Below are 19043 nucleotides of genomic sequence, written 5' to 3'. Positions count from 1 at the left end.
CGGCTCAGGGCCGCTCGCCGGCGGTGAACTCGACCCAGGGCTGGCTGGGGCGGCTCTTGAGCAGGCCGGTCATCCAGTCGTATTGCGGGTGCGCGCTGAGGAATTGGTCGGCGTCGAACGCCAGGCCGTCGGCCGAGCCCCAGCGGCCGGCGAACTTCATCTGCGCGGCCATGGTGGCGTCGACGACCTTGGCGTCGCAGGTGCCGGCGGGCTTGAAGGGCTCGCGGTGCGGGTTGACGAACTGCGCGCCGAGGTCGCCGCGGGCGTTGAGGCCGAGGGCGGCGGGGCGGCCGGTGGTGTCGAAGCACACGTCGGTGCAGTCGGCCTCGAACTCCTTCGCCTTCGCGAGGTCGATCGAGCCGGCGTTGGCCTTCATGAGCTGCTTCCAGCGGACGCGGCGCGCGACGGGCGAGGTGCGGATGTCGGTGTCGTGCGTCTCGGTCTCGAGGCGGAGGATCTTCAGGTTCTCGGCGATGTTGGAGCCGACGTAGTAGCCGTCCTTGGTGCGCTCGAAGCCGACGTATTTCAGGCCGAGCTCGAGGCGGGCGATCTCGTTGGTCTTGATGTCGCCGATGAGCCAGGAGTTGGCGTAGCCGCCGTTGTTGCCGCGCTTCATGATCTCGCACCACTCGTCGATCGAGCCGGCGTCCTGCGTGGCGCGGCGGAAGCGGACGAACTCGGGCGTGCCCTTCTCGGAGAAGCCCTTGAAGTTGCCGATGGTGGTCTCGGAGCCGACCAGGCCGGCGTCGGTGAGGAAGAAGTCCGTGCCGCTGTGGATCCAGCCGGCCTGCGTCTGCATGAGGATGCGGTGGCCCTTGGCGGGGACGAGGTCGAGGACGACGTTGTAGATCGCGAGCGTGAAGTCGGACATGGTGTTGTGCCCGAGGACGATCTTGCCGTCCTTGGTCATCCGGCCGGTGGCGATGAAGGAGGAGCACATTTCCTTCGGCACGGTGACGACGGTGGCGCTGCCGGAGAACTTGCCGGCCACCTCGGGCCACCAGTAGCCGGTGGTCTCGATGGAGGCGTTGAAGGCGAGGATGTCGGCGTAGGTGGTGGCGACGCCGGCGGCGTTCATGCCCTCGGCGATGCCCTCCATCTCTTCGCGGCACTCGGCGTCGACGCCGGCGGCGATGAAGCCGTTGGTCTGCTCCTTGAGCCAGGTCCAGTCGAAGGAGCTGTCGTGCTCCCACTGCGCGGCGGTGACGCGGAGACCCTCGGCGATCTCGTGGGCGAGGAGGTAGCCGTGCTGGAAACCGCGTTCGCGCGGCTCGCCTTCGATGTGGAGGTAGATCCAGCCGGCCTTCTCGTGCCGGTGGGCCTTGGCGAGCCAGGCCTTTTGCTGGGCGGTGAGTTCGGCGGCGGAGACGGAAACGACGGCGAGGGTCAGCGCCGCGAGCGTGGCGAGGAAACGGGGCAACATGCGGCGGACGCTACGCGGCGGGCGCGAGCTGGCGAACGAAAAGCGGTGAAGACGATGCCGGCCGGGTCACCACAACCGGATCGGCAGCGGGTCCTCGCGTGCGACCGAGACGTTGTGCAGTTCGATCGTCTGCTCGGTGAGGCCGAGACGGCGGATGCGGAACACCATCAATTCCGCGTCGGCGAGCCATTCCGGGCTCAGGCCGGCGGCGGGCTTGGACATCTGCGCGCCGCGGCGCCAGGTGAACGTGCACATCGCACGGCTCACGCCGAAGATGCCCGGCGCTTCCGAGTCCCGGACGAACGTGACGCCGCCGGAGGCGAACTCGTTCCGCTTCCGGTTGCGCAGCACCAGGCCGATCTCGGTTCCGGACGAGCTCGGACCGCCCAGCCCGTCCGGCCGGGCGGTTGCCGCGGGATAAAGCAGGCTGGTGACGCCGACGCTGCGCAGCTGCAGCGTCAGGATGCCCTCGGGGCTGAGCCGGATGTCGGCCACCCGAAAGGCGCGACCGAGCAGGTTGAACGATTCGTGCGCCGAGAGCGGCGCCGTCTGGGCGAGATAGAATTCGTTCTCCACGAAACTCACCCGGGCCGTGATATCGACCGGCGCTTCGGGCGGCAGCGGATTCTCCCCGGGCGCCAGGCTGAGCAGGGCGAGCGGACTGGATTTCAGCTTCTCCGTCTTGGCCGCGGGCGCCGGCAATCCGATCGCGGTCAGCAGCGCGCGGTAGGTTTGGTCGTGGCCCAGATAGGTGTAGCCCACCGCGGGGAATTCCTTCGTCGTGCCGTCGCGGAAGCGCACGGTCGACACGGTGCGGATCCCGTCCGCGAATCGGTCGGCGCGATCGAAATCGGCCTGCACCGGCACGCTGACGAGGACGTGGTTGCGCGGTGCCCGCGTCGCCGGGTCGTAGCGGCGCACCGTGCCGCCGAGAAAGGCGTCGCCGCCGAGCCTGAACGTGACTTTCGTGTGCGTGGGGGCCTCGGGGATCGGCGCGGCGGTGCCGCCGTGCGGCGGGGGCACGATTTCCCACGGGAAGGCGCGGCCGATCACGAACGTCGCCACGAGCACCGCTACCGCGAGCGCGGCGGTGACCGGCGCGTTTCTCCGGTGGTAGTGCTGCACGAGCAGGGCGGGCAGGGAGAGGGCGAGCAGGACGACGACCGCGACGAATCGCGTCCCGGAGCTGACGGGCGAGAAGAGGACGCGCTGCTGGTCGAATTCGGGCCACAGACTCCGCAGCGCCAGCAGGGTCGCGAGCACGGCGAGAAACGTGGCGAGCGTCAGCAGGCACGCCTGCAGGACGCCGCGCGTCAGCGACGCCACCACCAGCGCCGTGAGCACCAGCGCCAGCGAGATGCCCAGAATCTCGAGCGTCACCGCCGCGACGACCGCGGCCGGGGAGCCGAGCGCGGCGCACACGATGGCGTAGGCGCCCACCTGCGGCCCGACGATGACCGCGGTGGCGGTGAGGAGCTTGGCGGCGAGCAGCGCCGAGGGGTGCACCGGCCGGGTGAGCCACAGCGACTTTTCCCCGACCACCACGTCCTCCTGCGCGATCGCCAGCACGAACAGGAAACCGAGCGGCCACTTGATGAACACCATCAGGATATCTCGGTCGAAGATGCCGTATTGGAACTTGGCGAAGCCGAACAGGGTGTCGCAGGCGTCGAACACGATCGCTGCGATCACGAGCAGAGCGACCAGCCAGTGCCGCGTGAGATCCTTCCGGGCGAGGTGCAGGATCTGTTTCATGCGGCCTCCTGCGCGGTGCGGGCTTGGCGGGCGAGGACGAGGAAGATCTCGCGCAGCGTGAGTGGACGGAAATCGACGCGGGCGCCGGGGAATTGCGCGGCGAGCTCCGGCGGCGTGCGCACGCCGTCGAAGGCGCGATGCACAAAGCGCGCGGTGTGCGCGGCGGGTTTTTCCAGGGCGAGCCAGTCGGGCGAGGCGTGATTCGCGACCTGGTCGGCGACGCCCTCGCCGACGAGTTCGACGCGGCGGAAGCGGGTGCGGAGCTCGTCGGCGGGCTCGTTGAGCAGCAGGTGGGAATCGGTGAGGAAGCCGACGCGGTCGGCGAGCCGCTCGACGTCGTCGATGTCGTGGGTGCAGACGATCACGGTGCGCGGCCGGTCGTCGCCCGGGAGCTCGAGCAGGCCCTGGACGAACTCGTCGCGGGTGAGCGGGTCGAGGCCGCTGAACGGCTCGTCGAGCACGAGCAGCTCGGGGCGGTAGGCGAGGGAGGAGAGCAGCGCGGCCTTCATGCGCATGCCGCGGGAGAGTTTTTTCAGCGGGCGGTCGCCGGGGAGCGCGAAGAGCTTCAGCAGGCGGGCGGCGAGCGCGTCGTCCCACTGCGGGTAGAGCGGGCGGCAGAACGCGAGGAGCTGCGCGGTGGTCATCCAGTCGGGCAGGAGCTGCTCCTCGGTGACGTAGCCGATGCGCTCGAAGTCGGCCGGGCGCAGCGCGGTGCTGTCGCGGCCGAGGACGCGGCAGCGGCCGGCGGTCGGACGGAGCAGGCCGAGAAGGAGCTTGAGGGTCGTGCTCTTGCCGGCGCCGTTCGGGCCGAGCAGGGCGAAGATGCTGCCGGCAGGGACGGCGAGCGTCAGGCGGTCGAGGGCGACGGTGCGGCCGAACCGTCGCGTGAGTTCCTCGCATTCGATGGCGTTCATGGATTCAGGAAAGCTTGCGCCAGTGCCGGCGGACGGCCGCGAGCACCTGGTCCTCGTTCACGCCCAGGCGGCGGGCCTCGACGATGAGGCGTTCGAGCTCGTCGTTGAGCAGGGCGGTGCGGTCGCCGGCCGAGCCGCCGCCCGGCGCGGCGATGATGGTGCCGATGCCGGGCTGGACGGCGAGGATGCCGTCGGCGGTGAGGGCGGCCACGATCTTGTGCGCGGTGTTGGGGTTGATGCGCAGCTCCTGGCTGAGCACGCGCACGGAGGAAACCGGTCGCCGGCGGCGAGCTGGCCGGTGACCAGCGCCTTCTTCACGGCGTAGATCACCTGCTCGGAGGCGGGCGCGCCGGGACGGAATTCGACGGAGAAGGGCAGCACGGTGTTCTAGGGTTACTAGAACACCTAGAAGCGTGACAAGCGGGGCGTTTGTAACGCGGCGAGAGTCCAGCCGGCCCCGGTGCCAGGTGTGGGTGCGGTCCCGCGTCGCCGGCGGGGCCCGAGGCGGGGCGCCCGTTTGGCGGTCGGATGGCGACGGGAGTGGGGCGGATGAATCGAGCGTATTACGCTCGATTCACCTGCTTAGCCCAGCGCCTGGGCGAGGTCGGCGCGGAGGTCGGCGACGTGCTCGAGGCCGACGGAAAAGCGGAGGAGGCCGGGCGGCGTGACCGAGGCGGGGCCCTCGACGGGGCGGCGGTGCTCGATCAGGCTCTCGACGCCGCCGAGCGAGGTGGCTTGCGTGATGAGCTGCACGCGGCAGGCGACGGCCTTGGCGGCGTCGTGGCCGCCGCGAACTTCGAACGACAGCATGCCGCCGAAGGCGCTCATCTGCTGGGCGGCGACGAGGTGGTGCGGGTGCGAGGCGAGGCCGGGGTAGTAGACGCGCTCAATTTTCGGGTGACCGGCGAGCCAGGCGGCGAGCTCGGCGGCGGTGGCGGACTGGGCGCGCACGCGCAGCGGCAGCGTGCTGAGGCTGCGCAGCAGCAGCCAGCAATCGAAGGGCGCGGGCACGGCGCCGGCGAGGTTCTGCCACGAGCGCAGGCGGGCGAGGAAGTCCGCGGGCGCGTCGGCGCCGAGCACGAGGGCGCCGCCGAGCAGGTCGCTGTGGCCGCCGAGGTATTTCGTGGTGGAGTGGAGGACGACGTGCGCGCCGAGCGCGAGCGGCCGGGTGAGGACGGGCGTGGCCCAGGTGTTGTCGGCCACGACCAGCGCGCCGGCGGCGCGGGCGAGCTGGGCCACGGCGGCGAGGTCGGAGATCTTCAGGCGCGGGTTCGACGGCGTCTCGAGCCAGACGAGGCGCGCGGGCTTTTGCAGGGCGGCCTGCACGGCGGCGAGGTCGCTGGGGTCGACGAATTCCGCCACCAGGCCCCAGCGGGCGAACTCGTTCGTCGCGAGGTAGCGCGTGCCGTGGTAAAGGTCGTCGGGCAGCACGACGCGGTCGCCGGGGGCGAGCGCGGCGAAGATCGCGGCCGACGCCGCCTGGCCGGACGCGAAGGCGAGGCCGTGCGCGCCGCCTTCCAGCGTGGCGAGGGCGGTTTCGACGGCGGCGCGGTTCGGGTTCGACGTGCGCGAGTAGATATGGCCGCCGAGGAGCTGGCCCTGGGCGTCGCGGGCGAAGGTGGAGCTGAGGACCAGGTTGGGCGTGACCGCGCCGGTGGCGGGATCGGGGCGCGGCCGGCGTGGACGGCGAGGGTCTCGGGATGCGATGAGTTCAACATTGGGGCTTTCGGGAATTGGTCGGCGCGCACTCCACGAGGCAGCGCGCGAGCGCGTCGCGCAGGTGGCCGAGCGCGCGCTCGACGTTGGCGCGTTCGGCGGCGGGCACGCAGCCGAGGAGATTCACGGCGTGTTGGTTGAGGGTGTATTCGAGCGCGGCGTGCTCCTTGCGACCCTTGGCGGTGAGCTCGATCAGCCAGCTGCGGCCGTCGTCAGGGTGATCGACGCGCGTGACGAGGCCGCGCTTTTCGAGGCGGGCGATGAGGCGGCTGGCCCAGGTTTTCTCCAAACCCATCCGGGCGGCGAATTCCTGGACGGTGAGCGGCGAGTCCGCGCCCGCAACGAGGAGGAGCGCCTGGCACTCCTTGGCCGTGGCGTCCGAGCAGCAATCGGTCATCGTCCGCTGCGCCTGAAGGAAGAGGCGGACGACCTCCCGGAGGAGGGCGTCGGCGTTCTGGGCGGTCTGGACGGGCACGCGCGGCATGGCGGACAAGGTGAAGCCGCGCCCGCGGTTTGGCGAGCGCGGCTTGCAGGCGGGAGGGCGCTCAGCCGCAGCAGGCCGCGACGCGCGGGCCGGCGGAGGCCGAGCAGCAGGCGGACTCCGCGTCGTCGCTGGTCGTGCCGCAGCAGCCGACGGCGGGGGCGGCCGCGGCGCGGCGTTCGGCGGCCTTGCAGCGCGTGCGGTCGGCGGTGAGCTCGACCTGGAGCTGTCCGTCGCGGGCGGTCACGGCGGCAATGTCGTAGAGCGCGGCGGGCGCGTCGCCGAGGGCGGCGAAGATGCGCGCGGGCACGTCGCCGTCGAGCGGCAGCTCCTTTTCGACGCGCTCGAGGATGGCGAGGAACTTCCCGGCCGGCAGGTGCCCGCGGCCGGGCTCGGCGGCGGCGAGGGCGGGACCCAGAGCTCGAACTGGGTCTCGGACCAGCGGTGCGTCATCGCGCCGCAGTCCATCGTCTCGTAGGCGACGCGCTTCACCTCGGTGAGGTGGTAGGAGGAGGGAATGACGGCCGCGCCGGCACGGAAGACGACGGGCAGCGCGACGTGGGCGCGGAGGGCGGAGAGGAAGGCGGAGGTTTTCATGTAGTTGCTACAAGCAACCAAAAGATGATCGTTGTCAATAGCAACTTTATCGGCCCGCCGCACCTTCCGGGCCGGGCGCTCCGGCCGCGGCTGCCGGCGGAGAGGGGCGGCGGCGGGCCGGTCGAGTTCGAGGCGCGTGTAGGGCACGGCTCAGAAGGCGGTGTCGCGGCCGACCTGCTCCCAGGCGGCGAGGTCCTGGAGCAGCCGCTCCGCGTGGGCGCGCACGGCGTCGACGGCGTCGGCGCCGAGCTGGAGGCGGAGCGGCGTCGTGGGGGCGGCGAGGGCGAGCTCGACGGCGGCCGGGACCTGGGCGGGGTTGCCGGCCTGCGTGCCGTGCATGCCGTGGGCGAACGCGCGCGTGCCGCCGACGATGTCGCGGTAGGCGTCGAGCATCGGCATGTGCTTGAGCGCGTCGGCGGCGAACGAAGTGCGGAACGCGCCCGGCTCGACGATGAGCACCTTGAGGCCGAAGGGCGCGAGTTCCTGCGCCAGCGCCTCGGAGAGGCCCTCGAGAGCGAACTTGGAGGCGGAGTAGGCGCCGAAGCCGCCGAAGCTCATCTGGCCGCCCATGCTGGAGACGTTGACGATGGCGCCGGAGCGCTGGCGGCGCAGTGCGGGCAGCGCGGCCCGGGTGACGTTCACGGCGCCGAAGAAATTGGTCTCCATCTGCGCGCGCAGCTCGGCGTCGGGCGTCTCCTCGACGGCGCCGACGATGCCATAGCCGGCGTTGTTGAACAGCACGTCGATGCGGCCGAAGCGCGCGAGCGCCGCGGCGACGGCGGCTTCGGCCTGGGCAGGCACGGTGACGTCGAGCGGCTGGAGGAGCACGCGATCGGGCGCGGCGGCGGCGAGATCGGCGAGCTTGGCGACGTGGCGGGCGGTGGCGACGACGCGGTAGCCGCGGTCGAGGGCGTGCTGCGCGAAGGCGCGGCCGAAACCGGACGAGGCGCCGGTGATGAACCAGACGGGAGAGGAGGCGGGGAGGACATGGCGTCACTCTACCGCGTCCGCGCCCGGCGCGGAATGGACGCCGCTCAGGGCGTCTTGGATTTTTCTCAGGCCGCGCCCCGCTGGTAGTCGCGCGGCGAGACCCCGACGGCCTTCTTGAAGAGGCGGCTGAAGTAGGCCTCGTCGTCATAGCCGAGCTCGGCGGCGATCTGCTTCACGCCCTGGGTGGAGGCGGCGAGGAGGCATTGCGCCTCGAGCACGAGGCGCGCGCGGATCCAGTCGCCCGGCGGCAGACCCGACGCGGCGCGGATCGCGGTGGCGAAATGATTCGGGTGCACGCCGAGCGCGGCGGCGTAGGCGGCGGGGCTTTTCTCGCGGCGGAAGTCGCGCTCGAGCTTTTCCCGGAAGCGCTCGTGCAGGCGGGCGTTGGCGTCGAGCTCGAGCCTGGCCGGCTGCGCGCGCAGCGCGGCGGCTTCGAGGCGGGCGACGACGGCGTGCAGGAGCGCGCGCAGCAGGGCGGCGTTGGCGGCGCGGCGGGCGGTCCACTCGGTGGCGAGCGCGGCGAGCAGCGTGCGCGTCTCGGCGTGCTCGGCCGGGGTGAGGGCGAGGAAGGGCGGGCGTTCCCAGCGGAAGAGCGGGGACTGGGCGAGGCGGCGCTTGTCGGCGAGGTTTTCCGAGAAGAACGCGTCGGAGAAGCTCAGCGCGAAGCCGCGGTCGCGCGTCGTCCAGCCGCGGCTGGAGTGAATCTGCCCGGGCGGCACGAAGAACGCCGTGCGCGGGCCGACCGGAAACGACGCCAGGCCGGTCGTGCAGGTGGCGGAGGATTTCTCGACGACGCCGATGAAGTAGAACTGGAAGCGCGTCGGCGCGATGCCGGTGCCGAAGGCCGCGACGGCTTCCTCGGTGCGCTCGAGGTAGAAGCCCGTGGCGCGGTCGGCGGCACCGGCGTCCGACGCGGCGGCGGCCTTGTGCGCGCCGTCGGCCTCGGGGCGGCGCAGGAGGTGGAACTCGGGCAGCGGCAGCGGGCGGAACGTGACGGTCGGCGCGGGCATCGCCGGCATTCGCGCGCAAACGCGGCGGCGAGGCAACCGGCGAAAAGCCAAACGGCGCCGCGGGGGCGGCGCCGGCAGGCGGGACGGGCGGACGAGCCCGGCTCAGTAGCCGATGGCGGTGGCGTCGCCCTTGCGCGGGTCGGCGGCGCCGTGGCGGAGGCCGGTGGCGGGGTCGATCCAGATGGTTTCGCCGTCGCCCTGGTAGGCGCCCTCGTAGGACTTGCGTTCGGGCAGGGTGTGGCCCTTGGCGCGGAGGAGGGCGGCGGTGTCGGGGCTCAGGCCGAAGCGCTCGAAGGTGACGACGTCGGGCAGCCACTGGTTGTGGATGCGCGGGGCTTCGACGGCCTGCATGACGGGCATCTTGTGGTCGATGACGTTGGTGATGATCTGGAGGACGGTGTTGATGATGGTCGGGCCGCCGGGGCTGCCGGTGACGAGGACGAGCTTGCCGTCTTTCGTGACGAGGGTGGGCGTCATGGACGAGAGCGGGCGCTTGCCCGGGACGATGGCGTTGGCCTCGCCCTGGATGAGGCCGAACATGTTCGGCGTGCCGACCTGCGAGGTGAAGTCGTCCATTTCGTTGTTCATGAGGATGCCGGTGCCGGGGATGGTCACGCCGGAGCCGTAGGCGCCGTTGAGGGTGTAGGTGTTGGAGACGGCGTTGCCGGCGGCGTCGACGACGGAGAAGTGCGTGGTCTCCATCTTCTCGGCGTGGCGGAGGTTGGCGGGATCGAACTTGCCGAGGCCCGGCTGCACGGCGCTGGCGGGCGTGGCGCGGTCGGGCGAGAAGTCCTTCATGCGGCCGGCGACGTAGGCGGGATCGAGGAGTTTCTCGACCGGCACGCGGACGAAGTCGGGGTCGCCGAGGTATTCGGCGCGGTCGCGGAAGGCGCGTTTCATGACCTCGGCGAAGAGGTGGTATTTGGCCGCGGAGTTGTAGCCGAGCGCGCCGACGTCGTAGGGCTCGAGCATCATCAGCATCTGGAGCAGGGCGATGCCGCCGGAGCTCGGCGGCGGCATGGTGACGATCTCGTAGCCGCGGTAGTGGCCGCGGAGCGGCGTGCGTTCGGCCGGCCGGTAGGCGCGGAGATCGTCGAGCGTGATCGTGCCGCCGTGTTGCGCCATCGCGGCGGCGATGCGTTTCGCGGTCTCGCCCTCGTAGAATTCGCGCGGGCCGAACTTTTGCAGGCGGGCGAAGGTCGCGCCGAGGTCGGCCTGGACCCAGAGTTCGCCGGCGTTCCAGAACGCGCCGTCCTTGAGGTAGATTTTCTTCGACTCGGGGAACTGCGCCAGCAGGCGCGGGCCCCATTCGCGGAGGCCGTGCGCGGTGGTCTGGGAAACGCGGTGGCCCTCGGCGGCGAGGCGGCGCGCGGGCTCGCAGACTTCGGCCCAGGTGACCCGGTGCGAGCCGTATTTTTCCATCGCGAGGGCGAAGCCGGCGACGGAGCCGGGCACGCCGGAGGCCTTCCAGCCGACGGTGGAGGAGCCGTCGCCCTTGAGGACCTTGCCGTCGGGGCCGACATACATGTCGCGCGAGGCCGCGGCGGGTGCGGTCTCGCGGTAGTCGATGACGAGGTCGCGCGCGGGCTGGCCGTCGGCCGCGGCGAGGTGGATGACCATGAAACCGCCGCCGCCGATGTTGCCGGCGAAGGGGTAGACGACGGTCAGCGCGAGGCCGGTGGCGACGGCGGCGTCGACGGCGTTGCCGCCCTTTGGAGAATCTCGACGCCGGCCCGCGACGCGAGCTCGTGGGCCGAGGTGACGAGGCCGTGCGGCGCCTCGACGGCGGGACGCTGCGCGAGGCTGCGTGGAGCGCTGACCAGGACGAGGGCGAGCGCCAGCACGCCGGCGAACAGGCGGGAGAGGGTAGGCATGGGGCGCACTCTTGCCGGAAGCGGCCTTCTCTCAAGCGCAACTTCCGCGCGGGCCCGCACGCCGCCGGCGAAAAATTGCCCCCGCTCTGCGGTCGAGTTGGCCCGCTAATGGCTTGTCGGATGATCCGTTATGACTAGGGTCCCGGTTGCACGAACCACACTTAGGCACTGGTTACCCCGACCCCTTTTGCCTAGCCAACCTATGAACCAAGAACTGACCCCCTGCGGGGCTGGCGTGAGCGCTAGCCTTCGCCAATTGCGCGCGTTCGCCGCAATTGCCCTCACCGTCGGCGGCCTCACCTCGGCCGCCTTTGCCCAGACCAACGCGGCGCCCGCCGCCGATGCCCCCAAGTCCGACGAGAAGGTCGTGAAGCTCGAGACCTTCGTCGCCACTGGCTCGCGCTTCAACAACCGCACCGTCACCGAGTCGCCGGTGCCGATCGACGTCGTCAGCGGCGCCGAGCTCGAGAAGGGCGGCTACACCGAGACGGCGCAGATGCTGCAGGCGCAGATCCCGTCGTTCAACTTCCCGCGTCCGTCGCTCACCGACGGCACGGACCACATCCGTCCCGCCACGCTGCGCGGCCTCGCGCCCGACCAGGTGCTGCTGCTGCTCAACGGCAAGCGCCGCCACACCAGCTCGCTCGTGAACCTCAACGGCTCCATCGGCCGCGGCTCCGTCTCGACCGACTTCAACGCCATCCCCGCCGGCGCCATCGGCCGCATCGAGGTGCTGCGCGACGGCGCGTCCGCGCAATACGGCTCCGACGCGATCGCGGGCGTCATCAACGTCATCCTCCGCAAGGACCAGGGCTGGGGCGGCGACGTCTCCTGGGGCGAGACCGGCGAAGGCGACGGCAAGGACTTCAAGATCAGCGCCTATGCCGGCACCAAGCTCGGCGACAACGGCTCGCTCTTCCTCAACGCCTGGTCGCGCGACAAGGACCCGACCAACCGCATCGCGCCGGACACCCGCCAGCAATACTTCGGCACGAACCCCAGCACCGGCGCGGCCACCGCCATCTCCGGCAACTACGGCTCCGGCACCGGCCTCTCCGCCTCGAGCGGCACGCTCGATCCGCGCGAGGCCACCGTCAACCGCCTGAACCACCGCTTCGGCGACCCGATGGTCAAGGAGAACGGCGCCTGGTTCAACGGCGACTACCCGCTGCGCGACGGCCTCGACCTCTACTTCTTCGGCGGCTTCAGCAACCGCCACGCGAACGGCGCCGGCTTCTTCCGCCGCGCCGGTGACGACCGCACGATCCGCGCCATCTACCCGAACGGCTTCCTGCCCTACATCCAGACCGAGGTGTTCGACGCCTCCTGGGCCGGCGGCGCCAAGGGCAAGGCCGGCAGCTTCGACTGGGACCTCAGCTCGGTCTACGGCTACAACACCCTCGACTACCGCACGGCCGAGTCCGCCAACGTCACGCTCGGCAACAGCAGCCCGACGTCGTTCTACGACGGCCAGCTGAAGTTCAAGCAGTGGACGAACAACTTCGACGTCACCTCGCAGATCCAGACTGGCTTCGCCAACCCGCTCAAGGTCGCCGGCGGCCTCGAATACCGCCAGGAGGACTACAGCATCGCCGCGGGCGAGCCCGACTCCTACCGCAACGGCGGCGTGGCCATCATCGGCGGCCCGAGCGCCGGCGGCCTCGCGGCCGTGGGCGCGCAGGTGTTCCCCGGCTTCAAGCCCTCCGACGCCGGCACGCACTCGCGCGACTCGAAGGCCGTCTACGTCGACCTCGAGCAGGAGGTGAACGACAAGTGGCTGGTCTCCGCCGCCGCGCGCTTCGAGGACTACAGCGACTTCGGCAGCAACACCACGGCCAAGCTCGCCACCCGCGTGAAGCTTCCCGCCGGCTTCGCCCTCCGCGGCTCGGTCAGCTCCGGCTTCCGCGCCCCCCACCTCGCCCAGGAATGGTTCAGCTCCACGGCGACCAACTTCATCGGCGGCGTGCCGTTCGACATCCTGACCTTCCCCGTCAGCGCGCCTGCGGCCAAGGCCCTCGGCGCCACCGCGCTCACGCCCGAGAAGTCCACCAGCTACTCCCTCGGCGGCACCTGGAACCCGAGCGACGAGCTCTCCTTCACCGTCGACTACTACCACATCGACATCAAGGACCGCATCGTTCTCTCCTCGAACTTCACCGGCACCGCCGTGATCAACCTCCTCGCCACCCAGGGCATCACCGGCATCGGCGGCGGCCGCTACTTCACCAACGCCGTCGACACCACCACCAAGGGCTTCGACATCTCCGGCCGCTACACGATCAAGACGACCGACCTCGGCAAGTTCACGCTCACCGCCGCCTACAACAACAACCAGACCAAGGCCACGAAGATCAAGTCGGCCAACGCGACGCTCGCCGCGATCACGACCACGCCGCTCTTCGATCTCACCGAGACCATCCGCCTCGAGCGCGGCCAGCCGCGCGACGGCTTCAACACCTCCCTCGTCTGGGACTACAAGAAGTGGTCCGTGCTCGTGCGCGAGACGCGCTTCGGCAAGGTCTCGGCCGTCGCCTTCAGCAGCGCGACGCAGGCCCAGATCGACGCGCTCACGCCCGGCTACGACGTCGAGCTCCGCCCGGCCGTCCCCGGCAGCGTCGGCGGCACCACGACGAACCAGCAGATCATCCAGACCTTCGGCGCGAAGTGGCTCACCGACCTCGACGTCAGCTACAAGGTCACGAAGAACATCACCGTCTCCGTCGGCGCGAACAACCTGCTCGATGTCTACCCGGACGAGAACATCCGCTCCCGCATCGTAAACGGCACCGTGTTCAACGGCTCCGACAACGTCGGCATCTTCCCCTACAGCGGCATCTCGCCCTTCGGCTTCAACGGCGTGACCTACTACGGCAAGGTCGCGTTCCGCTTCTGAGCCGGCCCGCCGCCGACTCCGACAACTTCGAGGCGCGGACTCCGGTCCGCGCCTTTTTCATTCCGGGCGCCGCGAGTCAGGCCGCCGCGTCAGCCGCCCCGCGCGCGGCCGTAGCTGAGGCCCACCGCCCGGGGAATGATTTTCGCGTCGCCGCCGTTCGCCCCGGCGGTTCACTCGCCCCATGCCCCACGTGCCCGGTTTGCGCAGTCCCTACGACAAGAGCGTCGGCGGCCTGCACCACTTCGGCCGCATGCTCGACAAGATCCGCCTGATGCTCGCCGGGCAGCTGCCGGAGGACTTCCATCGCAATTACGGGCTCTCGGTCGGCCTCGACGGACAGCTCTGCGGTTTCCTGAACGTGAAATTCGAGGAGGTCGAGGCCCGCGTGAAGGAGGGCGGCTCGGACGCCGAGATCGCCGAATGGGTCTTCGCGCGCGGACTCCGGCCGAACCGCACGCAGACGATGGTCTGGAACGAGCACGCGCGAAAATACGGCTGGAACGACCGGGCCAGCGCCTACTTGCAGGGATTGAAACGGGAGGCCGGCGGCGAGGACCTGCCCGCGGTGACGGCATTCGACCTCATCGAACACAGCGAAGGACGCTCACCGTCGCCCCCGCGCACCTGAGCCGAGCGCCGTTTTGCACCACCTGAATCTAGGTGGTTTTCGGGCCTACTGTCCGGAGATTTCCCGGCTAACTTGAGGGCATGGTCAGCCTGCTCCTCGAACGCCACGAAAACATCGCCCTCGAAAAGGTGGGGACCTTCGTGCAGCAACTGCTCGACGAGGGCGCCCGCATGGTGGTGGTGACCGTGCAGCCGGACGGACTGGCCTGCACGATCAGCGTGCAGCGCGAGTGACGCGCCTCACTGCGCCCACGGCGCACCGGCGGGGCCGAAGCGCGTGTCGGCGGGGAAGCGGAGGCCGAAGTGCTCGTCGAGCAAGGCCAGGAGCTCGTTCGCGCTCTCGATCGCGCGCTGGTGCAGGATTTCCGCGCCGCGCCGGTGCGTGAAGGTGCCGCCGCGGATCGCCTTGCGGGTGCCGTCGCGCAGCGCGAGGCCGATGGCGACGTCCTGCTTGAACCGCGAGGCGGGATTGGCGCTCGTCCACCAGTTCGCCACCTCGCAGTCGATCGGGTGGAGCTCGTCGAGGGTGAACTCGCAGAGGTCCGCCCAGGTGTCGCCCATCTTCATCTGGTGGAACAGCCGGCCGCCCTCGTTGGTCAGGCGGCGCGGCTCGTGCGGCGTCGGGAGCTCGCGGTCGAACTCCAGCGGGATGGCGCCGGTGAGCGAGGCGGCGCCGAGGCCGCAGTCGGTCAGCCAGTCGCCGCGCGCGAAATGCACGCGGAGGAACAGGTGCGTGCGCGGCGGCACGAAGTCGCGCGGCTGCTGCCAGCGCACGCGCGCGCCGATCGGGGTGACGTGGAAGCCGAGCGCCCGCAGCGCGAGCAGCAGCAGGTTGTTTTGCTCGAAGCAGTAGCCGCCGCGCCGCGCCTGCACGAGCTTGGCCGCGATCGCCTCCGGGGCCAGCGCCACGGGGCGGCCGAGCAGGACGTCGAGGTTCTCGAACGGGATCGTGGTCGCCTGGTGCCACGTGACGGCGTGGAGCGTGTCGAGCGTGGGCGTGCGCGCGCCGGTGTAGCCGATGCGGGCGAGGTAGGCGGCGAGGTCGAATCCGGCGGGCGTGGACATGCCGCCAGTCTAGCAGCGCGGTCCGCCCGCGCCAGTGGCCGTTCGGCGAAATTTCGGCGGGGAACTGTGAGGGCCCGTCGCGCCGGCTACGCGCCGGGCGCGCCCGCGGGCGTCGTCTCGCCGGCGTGCAGCTGGCGCAGCAGCTCGCGGTGGTCGGTCTTGCCCGAGCCGAGCTTGGGGATCGCGGACACGAAACGCAGCTCGCGCGGCGCGCAAAGGTTGCTCAGGCCCTTCGCGCGCACGGCGGCGCGGACCTCCGTGAGTTGGAGGCGCGGCTCGTTGGCGAGGGCGACGAGTTTCTCGCCCTTGTCGGCATCGGGCACGGCGACGATGGCGATGGTGCAGCGCGCCCCGAACGACGCGGCGAAGGCGCCGGCCAGCGCGTCCTCGACGGCGGTGAGAGAGATCATCTCGCCGCTGACCTTGGCGAAGCGCTTGAGGCGGCCGAGGACGGTGACGTAGCCGTCGTCGTCGATCTTCGCGATGTCGCCGGTATCATACCAGCCGCCGAGCGCCTGGAAGCGGGCGTTGGCGTCAGGGTTGAGGTAGCCCTTCATCATCGCGGGCGTGCGCACGAAGAGCTGGCCGCCCTCGGCCACGCCGGCGACCGGCTCGAGGCGCCATTCGACGCCCGGGACGAGGCGGCCGGCGGTGTCGGTGCGCGGGTCCATCTTGGTGTTGATGCAGACGACGGGGCCGCACTCGGTGGCGCCGTAGCCCTCGTGGATGCGGACGCCGAACTTGCGCGCGTAGGTGTCGAAGGTCGCGGCCTGCACCTTCTCGGCGCCGGCGACGAGGTAGCGGACGGTCTGCAGGTCGTAGGGGTGGGCCTTGCGCGCGTAGCCGTTGAGGAAGGTGTTCGTGCCGAGAAAAATCGTGCAGTTCTTCTCGTAGACGACGGTGGGCACGATGCGGTAGTGCAGCGGCGAGGGGTAGTTGAAGACGTAGCAGCCGCGCACGAGCGGGGCGACGATGCCGCCGACGAGCCCGAAGCTGTGGAAGAAGGGCAGGGCGTTGAAGAAGCGGTCGTCGTCGCGCAGGTCGGCCGCGACGAAAATCTGGCGCAGGTTGGCCAGCATGCCCCGGTGCGAGAGCTCGACGCCCTTGGGCACGCCCTCGGAGCCGCTGGTGAAGATGACGGCGGCGGTGTCCTCGGCCGCGACCGGGGCGCGGCGGAGCGCGCCGCCGAGCGCGAGGCGGTTGCGCAGCACGGCGGCGAGCTTGGCGGCGGGGCCGATCTCGCGGCGGATGTCCTCGAGGTAGAGGAAGCGCAGGCCGGCGGCGTGCAGGGGCTCGAGGTTGAGCTTGGCCTTGTCGAGGAAGGCGCGCGAGGTGAGCACCAGCTTCAGCTTCGCGAGCTGGGCGCAGGCGACCATCGTCGCCGCGCCGGTCGAGTAGTTAAGGAAGGCCGGCACCTTGCCGCGGGACCAGAGCGCGAGGACGGTGGTGACGGCGCCGTTGACCGTCGGCAGCATCACACCGATGCGCTCGCCGCGCGCGGGCGACAGGTGCCGGCCGAGCGTGGCGCCGAGGACGTCGGTGGCCACCATCAGGCGGCGATAGGTCAGCTCGGTGAAGGTGATGTCCTCCAGCGCCAGCTTGCCCGGCGTGGCGCGCGCGGTCGCGGCGATGGCCGCGGGCAGCGTCCGCGGGCCCCAGCGCATCTCGACCTCGAACTGCTGGAGCATGATCTGGTCGCGCAGCCACTGGGTGAGCTTGTGCCGGGCGACGTTGTGGGCGAGGGCGGAGGTGTCCGGCGCCGTGAGCGGCGCGCTGAAATGCACCGAGACGCGCGGGAACCACTGGGTCCAGCCCTTGTGACGGACCCACTTCACGCGGACGGCGTTGCGCAGGTAGCAGGTGACGACCTTCGCGCCGGTGCGGTGCACGAGGAAGGCCGTGCCGTCGTAGATGCGCATCAGCGCCGTCGTGCTCGAGATGCGGCCCTCGGGAAAGAGCACGAGCTTGCCTCCCCTCTCCAGGTGCTCGGCCATGCCGCGGACGGCGAACGACGAGGTGTTGTCCACCGGGAAGGTCCGCGAGTTGATCATCATCTTGCGATGGATCCAGGTCGCCTGCGCGGTGGTGGACGACGCGACGAACTTCCACTCGTCGTCGAGGCACACGAGCACGAACGCCCAGTCGAGCCACGAGGTGTGGTTCGGGCACAGCAGCATCGGCCCCGGCCCCCGCAGCGCCTCGGCGCCCTCGACGCGGAAGCGGAAAAACAGACGCAGCAGGAAACGGATCACGGGAATCATGCGCAAGGGGTGGGCCGCGGACCACCCAACACGCGCGGCCGGGGCGTCGCGAGGCTAAAGACGCCCCGGCGCCCGCGGAACCGGCCGCGCCCACCGGCGCCGCTCAGGCCGCGTCCGCGTGCTCGCGCGCGAGCCGCGCCCAGTCGCGCGGCGCATCGGACACCGGACGCAGGATCACGTAGCTCACGAACGTCAGGCCGAGCAGCGAGAGCACGGCGATGCCCTGGCCGCGCAGCGGCGTGAGCCCCAGGCGGTCGACGGTGAGATGCAGGATCGCCGCCCAGAGGAACGGCCCCGTGATGGCGGAGAAGCGCCCCACCATGCCGTAGAGGCCGTAGAACTCGCCCACGCGTTCCGGCGGAGTGAGCCGCAGCATGTAGGGGCGGTCGGCCGACCAGACGCCGCCGAGCGAGAAGCCCGCGCCGCAGGCCACGACATACATCGCCGCGAGCGGCAGCGCGAAGATGCCCGTCGCGGCGGCGAGGGCGAAGAAGGCCATCCAGCACCCCAGCACGAGCGTGAGCGTGCGCTTGGGCCCGAGCCGGTCGGTCAACCGGCCCCAGAAAAACCCGCCTGCGACGGCGCAGGTGATGGCGGCGAGCATGATGAATTGCGCCTGCCGGCTCGCGGCCGCGCGATCGCGGCCGTTGGCGAGCGCGACGTTGACGGTGAACAGCGTCATGAAGCTGATCACGGTGTTGATGGCGTCGGTGTAGAATACGCGGCCGATGAGGAAGCGCGCCAGCCCGGGGAAGCGGCGCGTGGTGCGCAGCGTCGCCAGCGTCTCGCGCACCGCGGCGACCGCGCCGCCGAGGGTGAGCGGGCGCGGCGCGGGGTTGCCGCGCTCGCGCACGAAGACGAAGCACGGCACCGCCAGCAGCGCGAACGCCGCGGCGTAGAGCGCGAACAGCCGCGGCTGGTCCTCCGAGCCGAGGAAGAGGCTCGCCCCGACGGCGAGGTAGGAGCCGAAGTAGCCGACGCCCACGCCGATGCCGCCGATCTTGCCGCGGTTCGACTCGTCGCTCACCTCGGGCAGCAGCGAGTCGTAGAACTGCAGGCCGGCCTGGTAGCAGATGTTGGCGAGGACGAACAGCGCGGCGGTCACGCCGAACCCGGCGCGCGCGAGCAGGGCGGTGGCGGCGACGCACAGCAGCGTCGACACGACGAGGAACGGCATGCGGCGGCGCGCGCGGTCGGTCCACGCGCCGAGCAGCGGCGAGACGACGAAGATGGCGCCCATCGAGAGGCCGGTGATGACGCCGTAGACGGCGTCCGCCCGCGTCTCGCCCACCTGGCCGCGCACCCAGAGGGGAAACACGAGCGAAACGACGCCCATCGAGAAGACGGTGTTCGCCAGGTCGTAGAGCACCCAGCCGGCGATGGCGCAGCGCGGGACGGGCGTGGACGAAGCGGCCATGGGCGCCACGCTGCGGGTGC

18 protein-coding genes are annotated in these 19043 nt (G+C 70.8%); 3 read left to right on the top strand and 15 right to left on the bottom strand.

Translation table 11 applies throughout. The features are described from left to right. Positions 1-4 precede the first annotated feature (4 nt). From ACMYLB_RS20895 to ACMYLB_RS20840, 12 genes are all read right to left on the bottom strand, one after another. Entirely contained in the window at positions 5-1423 is a 1419-nt protein-coding gene (locus ACMYLB_RS20895) for a C45 family autoproteolytic acyltransferase/hydolase (RefSeq protein ID WP_415908874.1), read from the bottom strand. Positions 1424-1489: 66 nt separating this feature from the next. Continuing rightward, entirely contained in the window at positions 1490-3178 is a 1689-nt protein-coding gene (locus ACMYLB_RS20890; RefSeq protein ID WP_415908873.1) for a hypothetical protein, read from the bottom strand. Continuing rightward, positions 3175-4092 carry an ABC transporter ATP-binding protein gene (locus ACMYLB_RS20885; RefSeq protein ID WP_415908872.1) on the bottom strand — a complete coding sequence of 306 codons (918 nt, stop codon included), beginning with the start codon at positions 4090-4092 and terminating at the stop codon, positions 3175-3177. Before ACMYLB_RS20885 ends, ACMYLB_RS20890 begins: the two co-directional genes overlap by 4 nt. A gap of 4 nt (positions 4093-4096) precedes the next feature. Then, a complete protein-coding gene (locus tag ACMYLB_RS20880; RefSeq protein ID WP_415908871.1) occupies positions 4097-4357 on the bottom strand; it encodes a hypothetical protein in 261 nt (86 codons plus the stop codon). A 317-nt stretch (positions 4358-4674) separates the two neighbouring features. Further along, entirely contained in the window at positions 4675-5727 is a 1053-nt protein-coding gene (locus ACMYLB_RS20875; protein ID WP_415911126.1) for a trans-sulfuration enzyme family protein, read from the bottom strand. Between the two features lie 76 nt (positions 5728-5803). Beyond that, entirely contained in the window at positions 5804-6292 is a 489-nt protein-coding gene (locus ACMYLB_RS20870; protein ID WP_415908870.1) for a MarR family winged helix-turn-helix transcriptional regulator, read from the bottom strand. Between the two features lie 61 nt (positions 6293-6353). After that, complete coding sequence (locus ACMYLB_RS20865) at positions 6354-6536, bottom strand: hypothetical protein (protein WP_415908869.1); 183 nt, start codon at positions 6534-6536, stop codon at positions 6354-6356. Beyond that, positions 6533-6886 (bottom strand): DUF6428 family protein, encoded by a 354-nt coding sequence (locus tag ACMYLB_RS20860; RefSeq protein ID WP_415908868.1) that lies wholly within the window; start codon positions 6884-6886, stop codon positions 6533-6535. The genes ACMYLB_RS20865 and ACMYLB_RS20860 overlap by 4 nt, the downstream gene beginning before the upstream one ends. Positions 6887-7036: 150 nt before the next feature. Then, on the bottom strand, positions 7037-7843 hold the full coding sequence (locus ACMYLB_RS20855; RefSeq protein ID WP_415911125.1) for an oxidoreductase: 807 nt from the start codon (positions 7841-7843) through the stop codon (positions 7037-7039). Positions 7844-7941: 98 nt separating this feature from the next. After that, on the bottom strand, positions 7942-8886 hold the full coding sequence (locus tag ACMYLB_RS20850) for a helix-turn-helix domain-containing protein (protein ID WP_415908867.1): 945 nt from the start codon (positions 8884-8886) through the stop codon (positions 7942-7944). Between the two features lie 102 nt (positions 8887-8988). Then, on the bottom strand, positions 8989-10554 hold the full coding sequence (gene ggt, locus ACMYLB_RS20845) for a gamma-glutamyltransferase (RefSeq protein WP_415911124.1): 1566 nt from the start codon (positions 10552-10554) through the stop codon (positions 8989-8991). Further along, positions 10551-10760, bottom strand: a complete 210-nt coding sequence (locus ACMYLB_RS20840) for a hypothetical protein (protein ID WP_415908866.1) — start codon at positions 10758-10760, stop codon at positions 10551-10553. The genes ggt and ACMYLB_RS20840 overlap by 4 nt, the downstream gene beginning before the upstream one ends. A gap of 256 nt (positions 10761-11016) precedes the next feature. Between ACMYLB_RS20840 and ACMYLB_RS20835 the strand changes: the two genes are divergently transcribed. The 3 genes from ACMYLB_RS20835 (at position 11017) to ACMYLB_RS20825 (ending at position 14514) form a co-directional block, all read left to right on the top strand. Next, the gene (locus tag ACMYLB_RS20835) at positions 11017-13653 is read left to right on the top strand and encodes a TonB-dependent receptor plug domain-containing protein (protein WP_415908865.1); all 2637 of its coding nucleotides are present in this window, start codon (positions 11017-11019) and stop codon (positions 13651-13653) included. Between the two features lie 181 nt (positions 13654-13834). Next, positions 13835-14281 carry a DUF5069 domain-containing protein gene (locus tag ACMYLB_RS20830; RefSeq protein ID WP_415908864.1) on the top strand — a complete coding sequence of 149 codons (447 nt, stop codon included), beginning with the start codon at positions 13835-13837 and terminating at the stop codon, positions 14279-14281. 80 nt (positions 14282-14361) lie between these two features. After that, positions 14362-14514 (top strand): hypothetical protein, encoded by a 153-nt coding sequence (locus tag ACMYLB_RS20825; protein WP_415908863.1) that lies wholly within the window; start codon positions 14362-14364, stop codon positions 14512-14514. Between the two features lie 6 nt (positions 14515-14520). Here the strand turns inward: ACMYLB_RS20825 and ACMYLB_RS20820 are convergent, their stop codons facing one another. The 3 genes from ACMYLB_RS20820 to ACMYLB_RS20810 form a co-directional block, all read right to left on the bottom strand. Continuing rightward, complete coding sequence (locus ACMYLB_RS20820; protein WP_415908862.1) at positions 14521-15345, bottom strand: arylamine N-acetyltransferase family protein; 825 nt, start codon at positions 15343-15345, stop codon at positions 14521-14523. An 86-nt stretch (positions 15346-15431) separates the two neighbouring features. Beyond that, positions 15432-17606, bottom strand: coding sequence for an AMP-binding protein (locus ACMYLB_RS20815; RefSeq protein ID WP_415908861.1), 2175 nt, complete (start codon positions 17604-17606; stop codon positions 15432-15434). A gap of 103 nt (positions 17607-17709) precedes the next feature. Next, positions 17710-19023 (bottom strand): MFS transporter, encoded by a 1314-nt coding sequence (locus ACMYLB_RS20810; RefSeq protein ID WP_415908860.1) that lies wholly within the window; start codon positions 19021-19023, stop codon positions 17710-17712. Between the last annotated feature and the right edge of the window lie 20 nt (positions 19024-19043).

The organism is Oleiharenicola sp. Vm1, assembly GCF_047777955.1.
In the GTDB taxonomy this organism is placed as follows: domain Bacteria; phylum Verrucomicrobiota; class Verrucomicrobiia; order Opitutales; family Opitutaceae; genus Didemnitutus.
Note: the sequence above shows the minus strand (reverse complement) of the source record. Positions and strands in the feature narration are given on the sequence as shown.